General features: G+C 46.5%; 18 protein-coding genes. 12 read left to right on the top strand and 6 right to left on the bottom strand.

What is annotated here, in order from left to right:
* The 3 genes from J7K63_03800 to J7K63_03790 all read right to left on the bottom strand — a co-directional run.
* On the bottom strand, positions 1-422 hold a 422-nt coding region (locus J7K63_03800; GenBank protein ID MCD6234147.1), incomplete at its 3' end, for a hypothetical protein.
* 159 nt (positions 423-581) lie between these two features.
* On the bottom strand, positions 582-1172 hold the full coding sequence (locus tag J7K63_03795) for a TetR/AcrR family transcriptional regulator (GenBank protein MCD6234146.1): 591 nt from the start codon (positions 1170-1172) through the stop codon (positions 582-584).
* The gene (locus J7K63_03790; protein ID MCD6234145.1) at positions 1169-1390 is read right to left on the bottom strand and encodes a hypothetical protein; all 222 of its coding nucleotides are present in this window, start codon (positions 1388-1390) and stop codon (positions 1169-1171) included. The genes J7K63_03795 and J7K63_03790 overlap by 4 nt, the downstream gene beginning before the upstream one ends.
* Before the next feature lie 629 nt (positions 1391-2019).
* On the opposite strand from J7K63_03790, the gene J7K63_03785 reads away from it, so the two are divergent.
* The 12 genes from J7K63_03785 (at position 2020) to J7K63_03730 (ending at position 16610) form a co-directional block, all read left to right on the top strand.
* Positions 2020-3363, top strand: coding sequence for a metallophosphoesterase (locus J7K63_03785; GenBank protein MCD6234144.1), 1344 nt, complete (start codon positions 2020-2022; stop codon positions 3361-3363).
* A gap of 10 nt (positions 3364-3373) precedes the next feature.
* A complete protein-coding gene (locus J7K63_03780; GenBank protein MCD6234143.1) occupies positions 3374-4141 on the top strand; it encodes a GntR family transcriptional regulator in 768 nt (255 codons plus the stop codon).
* Positions 4138-4953 (top strand): hypothetical protein, encoded by an 816-nt coding sequence (locus J7K63_03775; GenBank protein MCD6234142.1) that lies wholly within the window; start codon positions 4138-4140, stop codon positions 4951-4953. Before J7K63_03780 ends, J7K63_03775 begins: the two co-directional genes overlap by 4 nt.
* A gap of 11 nt (positions 4954-4964) precedes the next feature.
* On the top strand, positions 4965-5960 hold the full coding sequence (locus tag J7K63_03770) for an ADP-ribosylglycohydrolase family protein (GenBank protein ID MCD6234141.1): 996 nt from the start codon (positions 4965-4967) through the stop codon (positions 5958-5960).
* A 20-nt stretch (positions 5961-5980) separates the two neighbouring features.
* Positions 5981-7855 carry a TonB-dependent receptor gene (locus J7K63_03765; GenBank protein MCD6234140.1) on the top strand — a complete coding sequence of 625 codons (1875 nt, stop codon included), beginning with the start codon at positions 5981-5983 and terminating at the stop codon, positions 7853-7855.
* Positions 7856-7874: 19 nt separating this feature from the next.
* Entirely contained in the window at positions 7875-10073 is a 2199-nt protein-coding gene (locus J7K63_03760) for a TonB-dependent receptor (protein ID MCD6234139.1), read from the top strand.
* Positions 10074-10095: 22 nt separating this feature from the next.
* Entirely contained in the window at positions 10096-11115 is a 1020-nt protein-coding gene (locus tag J7K63_03755) for a YncE family protein (GenBank protein MCD6234138.1), read from the top strand.
* Between the two features lie 69 nt (positions 11116-11184).
* Positions 11185-12399 (top strand): adenosylhomocysteinase, encoded by a 1215-nt coding sequence (locus J7K63_03750; GenBank protein MCD6234137.1) that lies wholly within the window; start codon positions 11185-11187, stop codon positions 12397-12399.
* Positions 12400-12418: 19 nt separating this feature from the next.
* Entirely contained in the window at positions 12419-13717 is a 1299-nt protein-coding gene (locus J7K63_03745; GenBank protein MCD6234136.1) for a nucleoside transporter, read from the top strand.
* Position 13718: 1 nt separating this feature from the next.
* Positions 13719-14735: an adenosine deaminase gene (gene add / locus J7K63_03740; GenBank protein ID MCD6234135.1), complete on the top strand. Its 1017-nt coding sequence runs from the start codon at positions 13719-13721 to the stop codon at positions 14733-14735.
* Positions 14736-14762: 27 nt separating this feature from the next.
* Entirely contained in the window at positions 14763-15674 is a 912-nt protein-coding gene (locus J7K63_03735) for a hypothetical protein (protein MCD6234134.1), read from the top strand.
* A 12-nt stretch (positions 15675-15686) separates the two neighbouring features.
* Positions 15687-16610 (top strand): ABC transporter substrate-binding protein, encoded by a 924-nt coding sequence (locus J7K63_03730; GenBank protein ID MCD6234133.1) that lies wholly within the window; start codon positions 15687-15689, stop codon positions 16608-16610.
* Positions 16611-16660: 50 nt separating this feature from the next.
* Here the strand turns inward: J7K63_03730 and J7K63_03725 are convergent, their stop codons facing one another.
* From J7K63_03725 to J7K63_03715, 3 genes are read right to left on the bottom strand one after another with little or no spacing between them, the layout of a single operon-like run.
* Complete coding sequence (locus tag J7K63_03725; protein ID MCD6234132.1) at positions 16661-17281, bottom strand: tetratricopeptide repeat protein; 621 nt, start codon at positions 17279-17281, stop codon at positions 16661-16663.
* Positions 17269-18594: a hypothetical protein gene (locus tag J7K63_03720; GenBank protein ID MCD6234131.1), complete on the bottom strand. Its 1326-nt coding sequence runs from the start codon at positions 18592-18594 to the stop codon at positions 17269-17271. The genes J7K63_03725 and J7K63_03720 overlap by 13 nt, the downstream gene beginning before the upstream one ends.
* Complete coding sequence (locus J7K63_03715) at positions 18579-20759, bottom strand: urea transporter (protein ID MCD6234130.1); 2181 nt, start codon at positions 20757-20759, stop codon at positions 18579-18581. The genes J7K63_03720 and J7K63_03715 overlap by 16 nt, the downstream gene beginning before the upstream one ends.
* Positions 20760-20763: the final 4 nt, after the last annotated feature.

The following is a 20763-nucleotide window of genomic DNA, read 5'->3' as shown; positions in this document are numbered from 1 at the left end:
TGCCGGAGTTCATCCAGAGCTTCGGCATCTTTGGGGGCCCGGGAATAAAAAGCATTCACTTCAAGTCCGTACTCTGTGCCTTCAATATTATCCACCGTATAGAGTGAAGTGACATCATTATCATCGAATTCCGGCATTTTCTGGAGTTTTCGGGAGATATCCTTAATTTTTTCCAGAGTGACGGAATTGTAGATGCCATCGGGATTTTCGATGGCAATCAGAATGCCGTCTTTAATATTGAACCACTCTTCCGCCTGATCGCTGTAAACAAAAGCGGGATGGTTTTTGGGCATGTACTTGTCCAGATTGGTTTCCATTCGGGATTTCTGGCGGATCTGTTGTATGAAAAAAACTGTAACGGCAACAATGACTAACAGAATAAGTCCTGCATAGAGTTTGGTTTTAAGGGGTGATCGTTTCATAACTTCCTCATTGTTTGTTAATACTAACTAACTTATCGGACAAAAAAAGGCGAATAAAGAAAACTCTGTTTTTCAGGTTAAGCAGGATCAGGAGAAGTCTGAAAAAAAGAGGTGGTCTGTGGTAACCGGTTTTATCTGTTATAATATATTGTTTGTTTTTCATTGAGTTTTGGCAGGAGTTATCAGTTGAATCAGTGTTGACGTGATATTTACACCTTCTTCGGTCAGATTGAAATGCTGACCGGATAGTTGCCATTTTTTTACAAAGAGGCGGAGAGCGCCCAAAATCATAACAACCAGGTGTTCGGAAGAGACATCCGATCGGATGGTGCCGGACCGTTGTCCTTCTTCCAGGATATTTTGAATCACAGTACTGGTATAGTTCATGATATCACGAACTTTGTCGGACAGAGAGGCTTCATTGCGAAAGAGTTCCTCGGCAAAAATCACGGAGACAAGTGATGAATTTTCCGAGAAAACCCGGAAGTGATTCATGAATATATTTTTAATTTTATCCGGGGCGGGTATTGAGTCTTCAACTTCTTTTTCAAAGAAAGATTCGTTGTTCTGCCGGAAAAAATCCAGTAACGCCGAGAGAATTTCCACCTTATTGTCAAAATGACGATAAATAGCCGGTTCTGTAATACCGATTTTCTTAGAAAGATTTTTTATTGTAAGTCCCTGAATTCCATAGTCTGATAAGAGTTCAAGTGAAACATTAATAATCTCTTTTTGCCTGTCTGTTTTCATTCAGCAATTCCTTTCATGGAATTTCCCTTCTCCTGTTTCATCAGGACCATATTGGCAATTGCCATGAGCGTGAAGAGAATACCGATATACACATGCAGATGGATAATCAGGGGATTTCGGATTTCCGTACCAGTCCAATAAGTAATGACCAGGGGAATAGATGTTATTATCAATGCAATCAGGAAAATAATTCTCAATTTTGTCACCAGCTTCAGCATGATTCACCTCCATCTTTTCAGAAAGTTAGTTATCATTAACTAACTTTACAAGATTTTTCTTTTTTATCATAAAGAAGCGAGAGAAAAGCGAGGGTGGGATTACTATATATAATTTTCCCTATATCAACAAACCCCCGAGGATAAAATAACCTCGCTGTCACGCAAAAGCAAGATTATAGTATTATTAATATATTGTTATGGGAATCTATACTCCTCCCTTAAAAATCGGGATATCCTGCCCTCTAAAGACAGCTACAGGACCATCTCAAAGGTCTTAACTTTCGGCTTTCCCCTTTTTCCCTTGTCCAAAGGATAACCACACCAATATCCAAACTCCTCACAGACAATTCAGAGCACTTCCCCAACTCCCATCACACACGGCCATATCGAGATGCTAACTTCCCAAAAATAATTGATTGGGTAGTTTCAAAGACTCTCCATTTTCAAACCCGATCCTCAAAGATATGATGATAATACATATCTCATCATTTCATGTGTCGATCTTCCACAGAACCCGATTCATAATTATTAAATGCAATTCATCATTTATCACTCAATTAAATATTGACAAGATAAAAAGGAGTCTCTACATTAACTTGTACGGACAACCTATCATTCGGACAAATATTATGAGACTAAACAGTGCAAAAAGGGCCGTTCTTTCAACAATCTCTGTGTTTCTATTGGCCTTCTTCCTCATTTTTTTATCAGCCTGCGCACCTGATAAGGATTCCCTTTTAATCGGGATTGTTGGTGACCAGTTCGGCGCCTATGATTCGGACGAGGCTTTTGATATCATGGAAAAAGGTGTAGCCATGCTTGCGGACTATCACCCCAATATCCTCCTCCATGTGGGAGATATGGTGGAAAGTGCCCGCGATGTGAACACATTTGAAGACTATGAAACCTTGTTCAACCGGGCAAGCGGGATTATGGAAGGTACGGGCCTTCCCTGGCTTGTGGCTCTCGGCGATCACGATGTGGTTCCTCCCGGATATCAACCCCTTTCCGGCGACCGCAGCCGGGAAACCTGGTTTTTATCCCTGAGTCAAAAAACGTCCCTTCCCCTTGATTCCCTCCCCTACTATTCATACACCCTGAACGGATACCATTTTATCAGCCTTTACAGTATGGAAAACCTCCATACAGACCCCCGGTGGGGATCCATTTTCCTCAACCAGATCACAGATACTCAACTGGAGTGGCTCAAAAGAGATCTTGAAACACACAAATCGTCAAAAGCCATGGTTGTCCTGGTCCACCATCCCAACTGGTATGTTTGGTCCAACTGGTCACGTGTGCATGATGTTCTAAAACAATACAAAGTGAAAGCCGTCATTGCCGGACATTATCATTATGATCAGGATGATGGAGAAATTGACGGCATCCGCTATCTGGTGATGGGTGCAACCGGTGGTGCCCTGAAAGATTCTGACGCTCATTCAGGAGGAAGCTCTATGGTGGGGCTGATGAAACTTACTCCCGAAGGGGTTGAAGATATCCGCCTGGTGGATGTTCCCGGCGACACCCTTCTGGAACTGACGCCCCGGCGATCCATGGACCGCATCCAGGCCCTTTCCTGCATGCTGGACAATCTGTATCAGGACAGAAATTTAATTCACACACCGGCCGGATCACCGGAAAAGGTTATTATCCGCCTGGCATCCCTCGCCAATCCCATTGATGTGCCCATCCATCTTTCCATTGATACGAATCCCCGGGACTTTGAAGAATCACACTGGATTAACAGTCCGGATACCATACCTCCCGTGACCCTTGATCCCGGGGAACGTATCGGCTGGGCAAATTATTCCAATACGGGCCAATGGTTTACTCCACCTCCCCTTTGGGAAGGAATAACACGCCGGGATTATTTTGAAAAAAAAGAAAATATTTCTGTGAAAATTACAGTATCTTTTGTCGATAACCGAACCCGGTTTATCCGAAAAACCATAGATTTTACATTCGATTAAGGAGCGTTCTATGAACGAACTTTTGGGCAAAATTGATAAATCCAGTATTGTTCCATACTACTACCAGCTTCAGGAAGTCCTGGAAAATCTCATCGAACAAGGCTTCTACAAACCGGATCAGAAGCTTCCTTCGGAAAACGAACTGAAAGAGTATCTGGGTCTCAGTCGTGCCACAATCCAGCGGGCCATCAAAAATCTGGTGAACCGGGGACTGGCATACCGCATACAGGGTAAAGGAACTTTTGTCGCCAATAAATCCATTACGTACAGCATTGTGGCCTCCCTCAGTTTTTCCGCCGAAATGATCGGTATGAATAAAAAGATCCGCAGCAAACTGATCTGTGCTGACGAAATTCAGGCCCATAAATTGATTTCAAAAATGTTGAATGCCGATGAAAATACCCGGTTTTACAGTATCCAACGACTCCGATATGTAAATGATTACCCCATCGCTCTTCAAACATCTTACCTGCCGGTACAACTGGTCCCGGGACTCATTGACAAGGATATAGAAGAGCACTCCATGTTCATGACCATAAAAAATGAATACGGATTAAATATCGTGGATGCCCATGAAACCCTGCAGGCTGTCAAAGCGACTCCCTACGAAGCGGATTTATTAAAAATCAAGCCCGGGGATCCGGTCTTTCTCCTGGAAAGGATTACAAAAATTGATACCGGCGATGTGATTGAATTTGTTAAAACAATCCTCCGGGGAGACAAAGGTAAGTTTTACGTGGAAATCCTGAAAAAAGGAAACAACCAGGAATCATCATGACATCTTTTCTCTTGGCAGATTTATATCAGGCGCTACGGAAACAGGGCAGCAACTTATCCCGGATCCGGGCAGTCCGCGATTTAAGTAAAATTGAGCTGCAGGATGGTTATTCCCTGATTGTAGCCGTGGATTCAGACGGCGGCATCGGTCCGCGCCCCGGCGATACGGTATCCTGTCCCCCTTATGATCTGGGACGCTTTGCCATTCGGGTCCCCCTCCTGGAAGTTTTGGCTTCCGGTGCCATCCCCCTGGCCGCCTATGACATGCTCACCCTTCCCATGGATGATGTGGGAAAAGAAATTCTTCGGGGTGTCCGTGAAGAAATTGAATCGGCAGGATTTGGAAAGGATTTTCACATTTCCGGCAGCACAGAGGATAATGTCCCCACGAATATGACCGGCGTGGGAACCTGTGTTATCGGGCTGGTTCATGAAGCGGATTTCCGTCCCGGCACCACACAAATCGGTGATTCCATCGTCTGTATCGGGCTGCCTAAATCAGCGCCTACCGATACGGTACGGGTCAATGACCCGGAGATTCTGGCATCAAAAGATCTCTTGACGATTCAATCTCTGAAGGGGATTCATGATATTCTGCCTGTCGGCTCCCATGGAGCAGGATTTGAAATGGAACAAATGGTCCGTTCCGCCGGATTTACGGCTGAAACAGTGGTATCCCCTCTTGATTTGAAAAAATCAGGCGGACCTTCGACCTGTGTCATTGCATCCATGACGTCAGAGTCCTTCAAAAACCTTCATAAACACATTGTTTCTCCTGTATATAAAATTGGCACCGTAAAGCCGGGAAAGTGAAAGGAAAACAGATGAACGAAATACAAAAACGCATCAAAGGCTGTCTGGTCGGCGTGGCAGCCGGAGATGCCATGGGGATGCCTTCATCCATGATGAGCCCGAAAACCATTCAGAAAGTCTTCGGAAAAATCCGGACCTTTCTGCCGGCTCCGGAGGAACACGTCATTCACAAGGGCTTAAAAGCAGCAGAAATCACGGACGACACTCAGCAAACTCTGCTCATTGCCGATTCCATCATTGCCAACGGAAAAGTGGACCCCGAGGATATCGGAAAGCGGCTGATTACATGGGCCGAAAAGATCGGCGCTTTTGACAGCATGCTGATCGGTCCCAGTTCCCTCAGGGCACTTTACGCCATCCGGAACGGCAAATCGGTGTATGAAGCAGGCAGTGCAGGGGACACAAACGGGGCTGTCATGCGAATTGCCGCCGTAGGTATTTACGGAAAAGGGGATGTGGAACGTACGGTGGATGCCGTGGAAAAAGCCTGCATTCCCACCCATAATACAAACATTGCCATCGCCGGTGCCTCGGGCATTGCCGTGGCTATCGGAAAAGGCATCATGGGTGAAAGCGATCTGTCAACTATCCTTCCGGCGGTTTATGAAGCCATTGATATGGGAATGACCCGGGGGGTGGACTGGTACAGCGCTTCGATTTCAAAACGGTTGAAACTGGCTTTGGGAATCATCAATACCGCCAAATCTCTGGAAGAAGCCCGCAGGGATCTGTATGAAATCATCGGTGCGGGTGTGCAAATTTCCGAAACGGTCCCCACATGCCTGGCGTTGGCCAAGCTGGTAAACGGGAATCCGGTGGAAGCCGTTCTTGCGGCGGCAAACCTCGGCGGGGACTGTGATACCATCGGAGCCATAACCGGTGCTGTTTGCGGAAGCCTGAAGGGAGTGGATTCGTTCCCCGATGCCTGGATCAACCAGTTATCCGAAGTAAATGATATTGATTTTGACAATTATGCAGAAAAATTATCTGAAATCATACAAGAGTAATCTGGAAAAGGAGAATTTTCATGAAACTGTTTAAAATCTTAATCCTTGTTTTCCTCATATTTACGCTTCTCGCCGGCCTTGCATGGGCTCAGGATGCTCAAAATGAAGAGGAAAAACCTTCAAAATCCACATCGGAAGTGGTTTTAACGAAAGAGGATTTTCAAAAACACAATTGTGACAATGTCGGAGATGCACTTCAAACCATTTCCGGGGTATCCGTAAACTCTTCCGGAGAAATTTCACTCCGGGATGTCAGCGCCTCCAAAGTCGTGGTGGTCATGGATGGCCAGCGCCTGAATACACCGGGTTCGGTGGGTGTCAATGTGGCCAGTCTTCCCATCACCAACATCGAGAAAATCGAACTCCTCCGTGGCGGCCGTTCCGCCCAATACGGTGCCGATGCTGTGGGAGGCGTCATCCTTATCACAACGAAAACAGAATCGAAATCGGTTAAACCCATGAATTGCGGATTTCAGATTTCCTACGGTTCCTACAACCGGCAGACATACAATATCAACCACTCCTACAACAAAAACCGCCTGAATACCTTTGTTTCGTTGCAACGGGATCTTTGGGACGGGAATTTTCCCTTTACCGATTATTACGGCAATGAAAAAATCCTGAAAAACAACGAGCAATCTTCTTACAACATTTTTGCCAAGGCCGGGTACCGTCTGGCTGAAGGAAAAAACCTCAGCCTTTCCACCAACTGGTACAATGCAGATAACGGAACGCCCGGTATGATTGACAATCCCACCCCCAATGCCCGGCTTCGCTTCGATAACAAATCATACAACCTAACATACGATCAAGCCGTTCTGTTTAAAGATTTCAATCTAAAAGCCCAGAGTTATTTTCTGGATTATGAAACCAAATTCGATGACCCTGATGCCATGGGAGGAGGCACACACAGCGATCATAACAATTATGCCATGGGACTTGAACTCCAGCAGGGCGGGACAATAGGAGAGTATCTCAATGTGAGTTACGGATACTCCTACCGGAACGACCGGATTGAAAGTACCGATGTGGGTAAAAAAACCCGAAACACCCACAGCGCTCATACTTCTTTCACCGGAACACTCCCCTTGAAAGGATTCATTTCACAACTTGAGAGTTCGGTTGCTCTTCGCTATGATGCCACATCCGACTTTGAAAATGCCCTGAGTCCCAGATTTAGCCTGTCGGCCGCCCACCACGGAACAGTGAACCTGGCCCTCGTTTCCCATATCGCAAAATCCTACAAAGCCCCCTCATTCAACGATTTGTATTGGCCCCGGGACGCTTTTGCCGTGGGAAACCCCAATCTTCTGCCGGAAGACGGTTTTAATTACGATATCGGTTTAACAGCCGGTATTAACGGAGTGTCCCTCTCCGCCAATTACTTCCGGAATGAAATCGACAACCTGATTTTATGGGCACAGGATCCTTTTATGGATAATTTGTGGACTCCCAAAAACATCTCCGAGACAAGCACCCGGGGTGTTGAAACATCCGGAACGCTGAATCTTTTTAACAACAGCGTGGTCCTCAATGCCGAATACACATACATGAAGGCCCTGGACAAGGGCCCGGATCCGAACCGGCACAACAAATATATTACATACCGCCCGAAGAATAAATTGGATGTTACCAGTACTATCCGTTTTAAAGGGCTGGAATGGAATTTCATAGTCCATTATCTCGGCCTGCGCTACACAAACCCGGCCAACACCCTTTGGCTGCCCAAGGTGACAACCTGCGACTCGAATATTTCTTACCGTTTTTCACTAATGAAAATCCAGTGGGCATCCACCCTGGAGGTAACAAACCTGACGGACGAAGATTACATGAGGGTCCGTGGTACGGCCGAACCCGGCAGAATGTATAAAGTGACTCTTGGTGCTAATTTTTAAACAAACCTTAGATATTATCATGCTACACAAGATCCGGCCTCTGTTGCTTTCCATCCTTCTTTTCCTGCCCGTTCTCCTGGCGGGGAATGAACAGGGCCGGATTTGTGGTACGATTCGGTGTCATGAAAGCGGAGCACCACTGGCAGCCGTGAATGTCTACCTAAAAAGAATTCCTTTGGGTGCCGCGTCAGACAGTGACGGAAATTACTGTATCTTTGACGTCCCTCCCGGAGAATATACGGTTATCTTCAGGATGATCGGGTTTGAAACACAGGAAATTAAAAATGTCAGCATTTCTGACGGCGAAACTGTAACACTGGATATTTTTATGCGCCCGACGGTTCTCGAGTATGATCAGAGTATTACGGTTACCTCCACCCGCGGTCCCACACTTGTGACGGATGTCCCCGCTTCGGTGAATGTGCTGGATATGGATGCACCGGAATTTCAAAATGCCCGGAACCTGGGGGAAATCCTCCAAAACATCCAGGGCGTATTTATCAAAGACCAGGGGGGATTGGGAAACATCAAAACCATCTCTCTCCGGGGTTCTACTTCAGGTCAGGTCGTGGTGTTGCTGGATGGTCAGCGCATCAATAATCCCCAGACAGGGGAAGTGGATCTGAGCACCCTTTCTCTGGAAGGGGTGAAAAAGATTGAAGTGGTCAGGGGAAGCAACTCCGCGTTATATGGGGCCGATGCCATCGGAGGTGTTGTGAATATTATCACCCGGTCAGATAAACAGGAAAAAACAGGATGGCATAGCTCCGTAAAAACAACCGGTGCTTCTTTCGGAACGTTTTCCCTTGAATCCACGGTGGATGCCAAAATCAAACATTGGGATCTGGATGCTTCAGGGAAATATCTCCTTTCGGAAGGTGATTTTACCTTCACGGATAATTATGGACAGGAAAGAACGCGCGAGAATGCGGATATAGAATCCATCGATTTACACGGCCGTGCCGCCACATCTCTTGGGCAGGGCCTTTTTGCACGCCATCTGGAATTTACCCTTCGCCACCATAAATCAGAACGAGGTGCTCCGGGTACTATTGAACCGTATTATTACCGTGCCCGGATATGGGACAAGCAAAATCAGGCCAATATACTGCTGAGCAGTAAAATTTTTTCATGCATTCATGAACTGCGGTGGCAAAACTATTACTACGACTCATGGAGCCGCTACTTCAACGACGAGTCTCTTCAGAAAGTCGATTCCCGCTTTACAACCCGCACCGGCGGCAGTGAAATTCAGATACGCAGTATCCTGGAGGATTGGAGCACTCTCACCTACGGAAGCGGTATAAGGATGGATTACATGCAGAATCACCAGACATCAGACAAAAGGGTTCGCACCTCTGCTTATCTTTTTACCGTCAGTGAAAACCAGTTGCCTGTCCATATTTTTGGGATGAAAAAACTTGCTCTTGTCCCCTCTCTCCGGTACGACTGGAACTCCGATTATCCAAACCGTCTATCCCCGAAAATCGGCCTGGTTTTCAATTGGGGTGAAAGATGGCTTACATCCCTGAAAATGAATACCGGACTCAGTTACCGGGCACCGACATTCAATGATTTATACTGGCCGGAAGATGCATGGGCCAAAGGAAACCCTGATTTGAGTCCGGAAAACGGCGTGGACTGGGATATGGGCATCCGTCTTCAATACCCATTCCTGAACGGCTTTTACCTTGAATCCACATACTTTGAAAATTACCTGAGCGACATGATCATCTGGCAGGAAAAAGCCGGTTTGTGGATGCCCGAAAATGTCCAAAGCGCCCGGATCCGGGGACTGGAAAACAGCCTCAAATTCAGTCCGGTGAAAAATAATCTGACATTTCAGGCCAACTACACGTTCATGGATGCCCGGAACACCAATCAACAGGCCCCGGCAGAATATAAAAAAATCCTGGTTTACCGCCCGAAACATACGGTGAATGTCTCACTGACGGCACGCATACGCCACTTTCACGGGACATACAGCTACCAGTATGTGAGCCGACGATATACCGACGTCACAAACGTCTGGAATAATTCTTTGGATCCATACAATCTATCCCACATCAGTTTCGGATATCAGATGCCGTTCAAAACCATCTGTCTTAAGGTGAATGCACAGCTGAAAAACCTTTTCAATACCGAATACAGCGTCATTAAAAATATGCCGGTTCCCGGAAGGGAATGGGGGGTTTCATTCACAGTTGAGAAAAGATAATACCATGAAAAAGGAGGTTCGGATGAATCAAAAAGTATGGGTATTGTGTGTGGCTGTTCTCTTTACAGCCTTTGGCTTTTGGGGATGTGAGGATGATCCGACCGGGTCGGACACACCTGAGACATCCAGTGCCATTTATGTACTGAATTCTGCCGCCACCAGCATATCAGTCATCGATCTGGAGGCAGATACGGTATATAACAATGTGGCAACCGTGGGAACCTGGCCAAACCAGCTTGTCTACCATGATGAAAAACTCTATTGTGTGAACTCCGGTTCTAACAATATCATGATTTTCGATGTGGACACCTGGGAAGCCGAAACACCGATTGCTTTGGGAGACGGGAAAAATCCCATGAACATGGCTATCTATGATGATCGCTATGCCTTCGTGACCTGTTCCATGTCCAATGAGGTGTTGAAAGTGGATATGCAGGAAAAAACTGTTGTGACGGCGACGACTGCCGGAACAGGAGCCACCGGTATCGCCATCAGCGGCGATAAAATCTACGTATCCAATACCGGCTATGTCAGCTGGGATCAACCCTATGAGCAGGGAACGGTCACCGTGGTAAATGCCACCAATGGCGAAGTGATTAAAACCATCGACGTGGGAACCAATCCCCAGTCGATTGCTATTGCTTCCGACGGAAAGCTTCATGTGTCATGCACCGGTGATTATGGTGCCAATCCCGGTGTTGTCAGTGTAATTGACCCGGCAACGGATACGGTAGTTGAAACCGTTGAAATCGGTGGAGCTCCCGGTATGATAGCCACAGATCTCGTCAATGAACTGGCTTATCTGAGTGTATGGGGTATGGGATGTATGGTATACAGCACTACCGATTATTCCATTTTGAATGACCCGGAAGACATGTTTCTGGGCAAAGGCGGATCCGGTATCCTCGTAGATACGGAAGGCTATGTCTGGGTCAGTGTATGGGACGATGACCAGGTGGTTAAAGTCAACAGCAGTGGAACTGTCCTTAAAACCTACAATGTAGGCGACAGTCCCATGAGTCTTGCACAACGTATCTATTAATCAGATGCCAGGCGGGGGGAAGATTTCCCCCGCCTTTTTTGAGTTTTTATGGACAGGAAAGGATCGGGTATGAAATACAGTATTCGCGACATCTCACTGGCTGAATCAGGACAGCAGAACATCGACTGGGTTTCTAAATGGATGAAAGTTGTCAACCGTCTTGCTGAAAAATTTGATCAGGAAGGTACATTTCGGGGAAAACGGATTGCCTTGTGCATTCATCTTGAAGCAAAAACAGCCTATCTGGCCCGGAAAATCCGCCGCCTGGGGGCCGATGTATGGATTACCAGCAGCAATCCTCTGTCTACCAAAGATGATGTATGTGCCGCACTGGCGAAAGACAACATTCACGTTTTTGCCAAACACGGCGCCTCGGAAAAAGAATACTGGTCCTATATCGATGCTATCACTTCCGCCAAACCTCATGCGGTGGTAGATGACGGAGGAGATATCTGCAATTATCTCCATGAACACCCCGATTATGCGGTCAATCTTGCCGGTATTTGTGAGGAAACAACCACCGGAGTAAACCGTGCAAGGCGTATGGCTGCAAAAGGGATATTAAAATATCCCTCCTTAGGGATTAACGATGCCCTCAGTAAGTACCTTTTTGACAACCGGTACGGGACCGGACAATCCACCTGGACTGCCATAGCCCATCTGACCAACATGACCATTTCGGGGAAAACCGTAGTTGTAGCCGGATACGGCTGGTGTGGCCGGGGGATTGCCAACATTGCCGCCGGTATGGGTGCCGATGTGATTATCACGGAAATCGATCCCTGGAAAGCACTGGAAGCCCGGATGGATGGATGCCGGGTGATGCCCATGCTGGATGCTGCCCGGGAAGGCGATATTTTTATTACGACAACCGGCGAGGAAAACATTATCCGTCCTGAACATTTTATGGTCATGAAAGACGGTGCATTTCTGGCCAATGCCGGTCATTTCAACTACGAAATTGACGTGCCCGGACTGAAAAAAATTGCAGGAGAACCGGTCAAAGTCCGAAATGAAATTGAAGAATACCGGATCAATTCAAACCGCTCCCTTTACCTATTGGCACAGGGCGGAATCATCAATATTGCCGGCGGGCTGGGACATCCCGTAGAAATTCTGGATTTGAGTTTCAGCCTTCAGCTGGCATCCCTGAACTATGTTTTATCCCACCCCGAGCTGAAACCGGGATATTATCCCGTCCCCCGGGAGATCGACGAACTGGTGGTCAGAGAACGACTGCTTGCAGACGGGGTTTTTTTGGATGAAATAATCAGAAATGATTAACACAAATTGAGAGATCACTATGAGACTAACCAGCTTTTTCGGAATCTTTATTCTGATCGGACTTGCCTGGCTTTTATCGGCAAATAAAAAGCAGGTGAGCTGGCGAGTTGTATCCTGGGGACTGGGATTACAACTTCTATTTGCGCTTTTTGTTTTCGTTATCCCCGTTGGAACGCGCTTTTTCATGGTTATCAACAAAATTGTAATCAAGGTTCTCGAGACTGCGACAGCCGGTTCCTACTTTGTTTTTGGCAGACTGGCCTTGGGTCCGGGAACTGTCAGTGAATCGGGAGAAAGTTCCCTCGGATATTTCCTGGCCTTTCAGGCTCTCCCCACCATCATTTTTTTTGCCGCACTCGTTGCCATTCTGTACCATCTGGGCATCATGAACCGAATCATTCAATGGTTTTCCTATGCCTTTACAAAACTCATGAGAATCAGCGGCGCCGAATCCTGCAGCGCTGCCTCAAATATCTTTGTGGGTATTGAATCAGCCCTCGTTATAAAACCCTATCTGAGTAAAATGACCCGCTCGGAACTGAACACCATACTCACCTGCGGCATGGCCACTATTGCCTCCAGCATGTTGGCGGTGTATACTTTTATACTGAAGGGGGAATTCCCCACCATTGCCGGACACCTGGTCTCTGCATCCATCATGAATGCACCCGCTGCCATTGTAATCTCAAAAATCCTCCTTCCGGAGGACGGATCCCCTGTAACCCTTGGACAAAACATCCGGCCCCACTATGAAAAAGATCCTAATCTGTTTGCCGCAGTCATCAACGGTGCCAATTCGGGTGTGAAACTGGTTGTAGGCATTGTCTCCATGCTCATCGCATTTCTGGGACTTGTAGAGCTGGTGAATGTGATCATTGGTTTTGCGGGTTCGCCCGTAAACAATTTGCTGGGGACACATATCAACTGGAGCCTGGAAGGATTTTTGGGATATCTCTTTTATCCTCTGACCTTTATCATCGGCATCCCCGTCAACGATGTGGCAACCCTGTCGCCCATTATTGGTCAGCGACTTATCCTGTCTGAAGTCACGGCTTTTCAAAATCTCTCAACCCTGATTCAGTCAGGAGCCGTGCAATCACCCCGTTCTATCGTCATCACCACCTATGCCCTCACCGGCTTTGCCCATGTGGCATCCATAGCCATCTTTGTCGGCGGTATCAGCGCCCTGGTTCCTGAGAGGATTAAAGATATCAGCCGCCTGGGTTTCAAGGCTCTTTTAGGGGCAACCTTCGCAAATCTGTTAACCGCATCCATTGCAGGACTCTTTTACAGCGGCGGAACCATCCTCATGCCATAAAATGAAAAATCTGAATCACATTATCCGGGATATGCCGAAAATCGAGCTTCATTGCCATCTTGAGGGAGCCTTTACCCTGGAATTTCTCCTGGACCGAATTCAAAAGTACGAACCTGAATCGGATATCCGGGATATCAACACCCTCAGGCAACAATTTTTCTTTCATGATTTTGATCATTTTATCCGGGCCTGGATCTGGAAAAACCGGTATTTCCGCACAGCAGATGATTTCCGGGAGTCCGCATATCATGCCATTGAAGCCCTGACCAAACAGAATGTAATTGCTCTGGAAGCCTTTTTTTCTCCCTGGGATTTTGATGCGTGGGGCCCCGGGGCGGAAGCCATCATCGAGGCGACCCTTGACGGAAAAGAAACGGCTGAAAAAGATTTTGGCATTTCCGTCAATCTGATTGCCGACATTGTGCGCAATCACGGCCATGAGAGGGCTGTAAAACGGTTAAAACAACTGGATCCTTATAAAGACCGCATCTGTGGTATTGGCCTGGGAGGGGATGAAACTCACTTTCCTGCTTTTCGCTTTGAGGATGTCTTCCGGATTGCCCGATCAAAAGGATATCATACCGTAGTGCATGCCGGAGAAACAGAAGGCCCTTATTCCATCTGGGATGCCGTTTCCCGCCTGAATACAGAAAGAATCGGTCATGGAATCACGGCCATTCAAAACAGGGAACTGATGAAAATTCTCAGGGATCGTCAAATTCCCCTGGAAATATGTCCCACAAGTAATCTGAAAACGCGGGTTGTGAAAAACGCCCGGGAGCATCCCGTAAAGACCTTTTATGATGAAGGGCTCCTGATAACCATCAACTCCGATGATCCGACCATGTTCAACCAGACACTGACAGAGGAATTTCATTTCATCTGCCAGGAATATGGCTTTCGGGCGGATGATCTGGAGCGCCTGACCCGTTATGCACTGAAAGCATCCTTTTTCGCACCGAATATCAAAACAAGGCTTCAAAAAAGCATTAATAACTTTTGGAATAAACTGACATAAATAAACGATTTACTGAAAGGATTCGCCATGGAAATAAGTCTCATGGGATTTGTATTGGCTGCCGCCTCCGGCCTGAGCCTCTCCCTGATTGGGATAGCCTTCCGCTTGGGACAATCAAAAAATGTGGTTCCTTTGCACATTGCTACAAGTATAGGACTTTGCGGGATGATCTTTTTCGGTGTGCAGATGGATTGGGGGCTGATGAAAGAAATTCCTCTTTTCATCTACGGTTTGGCCCTGATTAATGCACTGGGGCAAATCGTAGCCATGGAATTGACAAAATCCAGTTTGAAACGGGGTCCCCTGTCTCCTGTATGGTGCGCACTGAATCTGAATTTTTTGGTTGTGATTATCTACGCCGCGGTGGTTTATCAGGAAGCTATCCATCTCTTTCAGGCCCTGGCATTGATTTCCGGCCTTCTTTGTGTGATGGCCGCCTCCAATCTGGAAAATGAAGGAAGCGGAGAAGGGAAGGAAACCGCTTTAAAGGATAAAATTCTGTATGGATTAATGCTTATCGTCATCCTGCTCAGCAACAGTATTGTTTTCCTCACCATTCGGGATCTGGGCAGCCGGATGGTTCCCGGTGATGTTGTCAGCTACCTGGGGAAATACCTGCCGAATATCTATTTTATCCTCTATGCCATGATGGCCCTCGTCTGCGGTGCCGTTGTCTCTTTTCAAAAGATAAAACCGGAAAGCACAAGTGCTTTAATCCGGCTGGGACTCATGGGCGGTGTAGGGTCCATTGCCGGACTCTTTTTGCTGAGTCTGTGCGCGCCCTATCCGGCCGCTTTTGTTTTCACTATCAACGGCATGATCACCATATTGGCCGGAACTCTGGCCTCGGTTTTCTTCTTTGGTGAAAAACGGACCACCGCCTGGTATTTTACCATCGGCTTTGGAATTCTTGCCGTTATTCTGGCCAATCTGAAATAAAAGGAGATCCTGATGAAACTCTTCAAACATTATATCCTTGTTTTAATCATACTCGCCATTTCACTCACTGCCTGCAAGCAGACAGAAAAACCTACAATTGTCAGTTGCTCTTCCACCATGACGGAAATCATATATGAAATCGGAGCCGGCAATCAGGTCCTGGGGGCTACAAGTTTCTGCTTTTTCCCCGATCAGGTGATGAAAGATAAAGAAGCCGGCCGGGTGAAGGTGGTGGGAGATTTTATCAACATCAATTTTACCCGGATTGATTCCATCGGTCCCGATTTGATTTTTACGGATACCAACATGCAGCGGAAGATTGCAGACAGCCTGAGGGCAATGGGTTACACCGTGTATCATTTCGAACCAAACCGCTTGGAGGATGTGTACGACTGTATCTTAAAAATCGGTGAAGTGACGAAAAACGCAAAAAGTGCCGAAAATATGGTGGCACACATGAAAGCAGATATGGACCGAATCCGTGCCGCGAGTTCAAAACTGGAACCGGTAAAAGTGTATATGGAAATCAATCACATGGGACCCTGGACCTTTGGCAGTGAGTCGCCCCTTCACGATATGATTCAGGCCGCCGGGGGTGTAAATGTATTTGGCGATACGGCTGTGGGAGTGTTCAGAACATCCAATGATCTCGTCGTTGAGAAAAATCCCGATATCATCCTCTCCCCTATCTGGCTTGATGCCGAACTGGGAGGCTGGAAAGGCATTACCCCCTTGATAGAAATATATACCCGCCCCGGATATGACCAAACAAATGCCGTTACCCGAAGCCGTGTTCTTTACTACGACTCAGCTCTGATGAAACACTTCGGTCCCCGGCAGGTGGTCGCCACACAGAAACTGGCCTATCTGCTCCATCCGGAACATTTTGAATCCCCGGAGGGAACAATTCCCTGGGAGTTGGGTTGGATAAAATAGTGTTGCCGATAGCTTGAAAAAATTTACATAAAAAGGGAAACTTCCTTTGATTAAGGAAGCATGGCCAGTCCTTCGAGTGCAGATGAATCACCGGGGCTGGCCATGAGTGTTTTATGGAACAATATTTCAGCTTCCCTGTATTTTTGAAGACGGAGTTTTGTCCAGGCTGTCAGCAGAAGGGTATCATAATCAAAGGGATACAGATTTAATACTTTTTCCAGATAACGATCTGCCTTTTCATACTCTCCCCGGTTGTAACAAATGAGACCCATCCGGTAATTGACCATAGAATTCCGGGGATCCATTTCAAGAATATCCAGATACATCTCTTCAATTTCCACCCATTTCCCCTGGGAAGACAGGGGATATGCCAGCCCTAAGCGTGGCTCTATGGCATAGGGACGGAGTTTCACTGCATTCCGGTAATATGTTTCGGATTTATCCATTTTCCCGTCAAGATAATACAGCCAACCCAGGCGGAGGTTTATCTCATAGGAATCTTCATTATATACTGCCATTAATGCTTCAGCAGCATGTTGATAATCACCCTCTTTCTCCTGTGTATAGCTCGTTTCAAAGGCTTTTATCACCTCATCCTGAGCATACAGAATTCCCCAGCATACAAGGGACAGGACCATAAATTTTATGTAACGATGTTTTAAAAATTCCATTGCAGTGCTCCCGTTATGGAATGACTTTTATAGTGAATCCGGTTTGTTTCAGTCAGGCCGGTATTTTCAGGATGAAAAGAACTTTCATGTTTCTGGTAGGCATAATTCAGGCGGACCGTCAAATCTTCAGAGACAGGAATGATCCATCGCCCGCCGATGCGCCGGGTGATAACATCCATCCCGTTATACACAACGTAGCCCTGATACCGGGATGCATTGTGCAAATCACCGGTGGAATATATCGCCTCAGCCCACAACACCGGCAGAAGTTTACCTCCAAGAAGCAGTTCGGTGATTACCGTATTTTCACCGGAATTCTGGTGGAGGTATGTCAGGATACATCCTCCATAGAGATTGAGATTCCCAAGAGGATAAAATGTAAGTTGTAAATCTCCCTGCACCTGATCTTTTTGATTCAGGTTGCTGAAAATCGAGGTGATGCCGGTTGTCACATAGGGGAAACGGTGCCGGACAGACATAAGCACCAGCTTGTCATTATCTGATATTTCATCGGTGACAATCCGCCCTTCCAAACCGTCAAACACATAACGGTCCCTTTGATAAAAAATGTTGATAAAATGGGCTCCGATTGTCAAATCTGTCCCCCGAATTACGTGGTATGTCCCGGATATATAGACCTGATTCAGATTTGTTTCATAGTCGGGTTTAACCACGGCATATCCGTTTTCCTGAGCATACAGATAAGATGTTTTCTTTAAGCGGGCATAGCTTACATAGGCAGACAGACGCGGTGAAAGACTTTTTTGAATTCCCACATCTGCATAGTTTAGTGTTTTGGACAAAAACTGGGATCCGTTGACAGCCAAGCCGGTATCATTGACATAACTGTCTGTAAACGATTTGTCGACAGGGAAACCGGCGTTAAAAGAGATGCTCAGGTAATCCCCCGGGTACTGGTCCGGAACGCCTGCTTTTCTTTTCAGTTCCTGTGTAAATCCGGCAGCAAGGACCCGTGCATCAGCTTCATGGCCGGCATACCGGTATGCCCAGTAAAGGTACTCCTTCAAGAGAGGTTCTGTGTCATTGATCCGGTATGCCCTGTAGAAATGCCGTGCCGCCGCATGATAATTCCCCAGATGGTAATAGGCAATGCCCATTCTGTACCGGAGATTATAAAAATCAATCCCTTGTGCCAGGGCTGTTTTACCTGTTCTGATCACGGCATCCCAGTTACCGCTCAGAGCATATCGGGCCGTTTCCTGTTCCACGGTCAGTGTATTGAGAAAAGGCTCCCGGGCAAAGAGAGTGATAGCACATATCAGATAGATTATCCCGATTATTCTGTAGCGCATGATACCTTCCGGGTTAAAGATTCCTGGTGAATTGCAAACTCCTTCATTCCTCCGTTATCAATATTACAGGAATAGCTTATGTGTGACCGGATTTTCCCAAAAGAATAGGTGGTCACTGCAGATTCAAGGAGAAGTCGTGTATCTGAGAGGGTTTCTTCCTGGCTGGTATAGGTAAGTGTGTATCTACCCTTCTTATAGCGGAAAAAGGGTGCAGCAAAATCCTGAAAAATGAGATTATTTTTAGAAAACACCATGTTCAGTGGAAAAGAATCTTCAATCACAAGCCCCTTGTAATACCCGAAACAAACCCGGTATGCCGCACAAAAAAAGTGATACAGAAGGGAATCCCGCTCTCCTTCGAAATGAGTAAAATAAAACATGGTATCATCGGTTTTAAACCAGGCTTTCGAGCCGGTTTTCCGGCATTCTATATATTTATTGAGAAATTCATTGATTTTTACATCCCATATCAGAGCTTCGGAAGAGCCTTGCAGGGTAAAGCGGATTTTTTCCCCGGGAATAAAATGAAAAGCTTTTTTAAGGGCTGAATTCACCTGAACTGCAGAAATACGGTCCTCTTTCCGGGGGATGGTATAAGTTTGAAGGATAAATTCCTCGTCCCGGCGGAGCATATAATTACTAATGGGGTAATCGAGAGTCTCAGAACCGATATAAGGCGTCCGCTGGACCTGAAAATGGAGGTGGGGATAAGGGGAATTTCCAGAATTTCCACAGCGGGCCAGCACATCTCCTTTCCGGACCTTATCGCCGGGTTTCACTTGGATAGAACCGGGTTTCAGGTGGCTCAATTTCGTAAACAGGTCCTTCTCATGTTTGATAACGATTGTATTTCCCCAGTTCTGTTCCAGGTTTCGTTCCCCGATGGTATTATCCGGGACATCATTCACCACGGCTTCAACCGTACCATCAGCCGGTGCAATGATGGTTTTATCATAGCAAAAATAATCCTCGCGAAAATCCCCGGAATTTTTCCAGGCTTTCCCTGTCTCATCGGCAATTTCGAAATCCCAGGCATGGCGCCACCGGTCTTTATGTGTGTATTCGCCGTCGTGTCCCTGGGTAACGATCCATTCACCGTAAAAAGGCAGGTGAATTGGAACTGTGCTCTCTTTTCCAAAACGTTCCATAAAATTCAGGTATGAGTAGAGATTTTTCTCCGGAGTATTTTCCTGAACCAGCACCGGTGTCAGTTTTGCCCTGTTATCCACCCTAAATTTCAAAACATACAGAAAAAGGAGGGACAACACATTAAAGGGCAGCGAATAGACCGGCAGGTAGAATACCGCGAGAATACGGGAAAATCCAATCGTCAGAACCGCCACCAGAGGTATAACCAGCACAGCCCACAGGTAGGAATTTTTATTCGGGATAATAAAATATCCTCCAGTGGCAATGGCCGTCAGAATATAGTTGAAACCAATATAGCTGTAACTCACCTCGGAAAAGGGTGCTCCGATGAGCAGATAAAAAAAGTATGCCGTATAAAAACCAAGCAGGGACAAGGTAAAGGCAATTCGGGAATAAATAAGCAGTCCAACAGCCACCAGGATACCTGTAAGCATATTGTATTGAAAGAGAATCGCTCCCAGAGAAAGAAAATAGGCACGCACCGAGGGATGGATTGCCAGTTGATTCCACCAGTCATACATTTGTACCAGGGAACTACCACCCATGATGTACAAGTCATTTAATGTATAGATCCCCCGCTCATTCAATCCCAGAGCCTGAAATTCACGGGAAGCCAGAGTCAAAATCCACATAGACACAACAAAGGGAATGCTCAGGTAGGGAAGGGCATACTTGCCGATGATGCCTTCACAGCTTACGGCAATAAAAAGGGTGAGGATCGATGCTAAAATGACAATCAGAACCAGCAAAGGGCCCGGTTGAAAAAAAATACCCAGCCCAAGACCAACCAACAGGGAATTAAACCCATAATACCCCTGGTGAATTTTGAAGGGATGAAATCCAAGGTAGCGGGCCAGGAGAGTTGTTGTAAGGACCGCCAAAAGCCCAAAAAGACCGGTATAGAAATCCACAAAGGTCACAATGATCAAAATGCCGGCAAACAAACGGTTATCGGAAAAGAAAATTTGCGAATAGCTGTTTAGCAGACTGCCTTTAAAATCGAACTCACGTTTCATAAGC

It is taken from the genome of Candidatus Neomarinimicrobiota bacterium (assembly GCA_021157965.1).
In the GTDB taxonomy this organism is placed as follows: Bacteria; Fidelibacterota; Fidelibacteria; order Fidelibacterales; family Fidelibacteraceae; genus Fidelibacter.
This window is presented reverse-complemented; position numbering and strand designations above follow the sequence as displayed.

Coding starts and splice junctions, on each gene's coding strand:
- J7K63_03795 (MCD6234146.1), bottom strand. CDS start 1,172: ATGAAAACAGACAGGCAAAAAGAGATTATTAATGTTTCACTTGAACTC.
- J7K63_03790 (MCD6234145.1), bottom strand. CDS start 1,390: ATGCTGAAGCTGGTGACAAAATTGAGAATTATTTTCCTGATTGCATTG.
- J7K63_03785 (MCD6234144.1), top strand. CDS start 2,020: ATGAGACTAAACAGTGCAAAAAGGGCCGTTCTTTCAACAATCTCTGTG.
- J7K63_03780 (MCD6234143.1), top strand. CDS start 3,374: ATGAACGAACTTTTGGGCAAAATTGATAAATCCAGTATTGTTCCATAC.
- J7K63_03775 (MCD6234142.1), top strand. CDS start 4,138: ATGACATCTTTTCTCTTGGCAGATTTATATCAGGCGCTACGGAAACAG.
- J7K63_03770 (MCD6234141.1), top strand. CDS start 4,965: ATGAACGAAATACAAAAACGCATCAAAGGCTGTCTGGTCGGCGTGGCA.
- J7K63_03765 (MCD6234140.1), top strand. CDS start 5,981: ATGAAACTGTTTAAAATCTTAATCCTTGTTTTCCTCATATTTACGCTT.
- J7K63_03760 (MCD6234139.1), top strand. CDS start 7,875: ATGCTACACAAGATCCGGCCTCTGTTGCTTTCCATCCTTCTTTTCCTG.
- J7K63_03755 (MCD6234138.1), top strand. CDS start 10,096: ATGAATCAAAAAGTATGGGTATTGTGTGTGGCTGTTCTCTTTACAGCC.
- J7K63_03750 (MCD6234137.1), top strand. CDS start 11,185: ATGAAATACAGTATTCGCGACATCTCACTGGCTGAATCAGGACAGCAG.
- J7K63_03745 (MCD6234136.1), top strand. CDS start 12,419: ATGAGACTAACCAGCTTTTTCGGAATCTTTATTCTGATCGGACTTGCC.
- add (MCD6234135.1), top strand. CDS start 13,719: ATGAAAAATCTGAATCACATTATCCGGGATATGCCGAAAATCGAGCTT.
- J7K63_03735 (MCD6234134.1), top strand. CDS start 14,763: ATGGAAATAAGTCTCATGGGATTTGTATTGGCTGCCGCCTCCGGCCTG.
- J7K63_03730 (MCD6234133.1), top strand. CDS start 15,687: ATGAAACTCTTCAAACATTATATCCTTGTTTTAATCATACTCGCCATT.
- J7K63_03725 (MCD6234132.1), bottom strand. CDS start 17,281: ATGGAATTTTTAAAACATCGTTACATAAAATTTATGGTCCTGTCCCTT.
- J7K63_03720 (MCD6234131.1), bottom strand. CDS start 18,594: ATGCGCTACAGAATAATCGGGATAATCTATCTGATATGTGCTATCACT.
- J7K63_03715 (MCD6234130.1), bottom strand. CDS start 20,759: ATGAAACGTGAGTTCGATTTTAAAGGCAGTCTGCTAAACAGCTATTCG.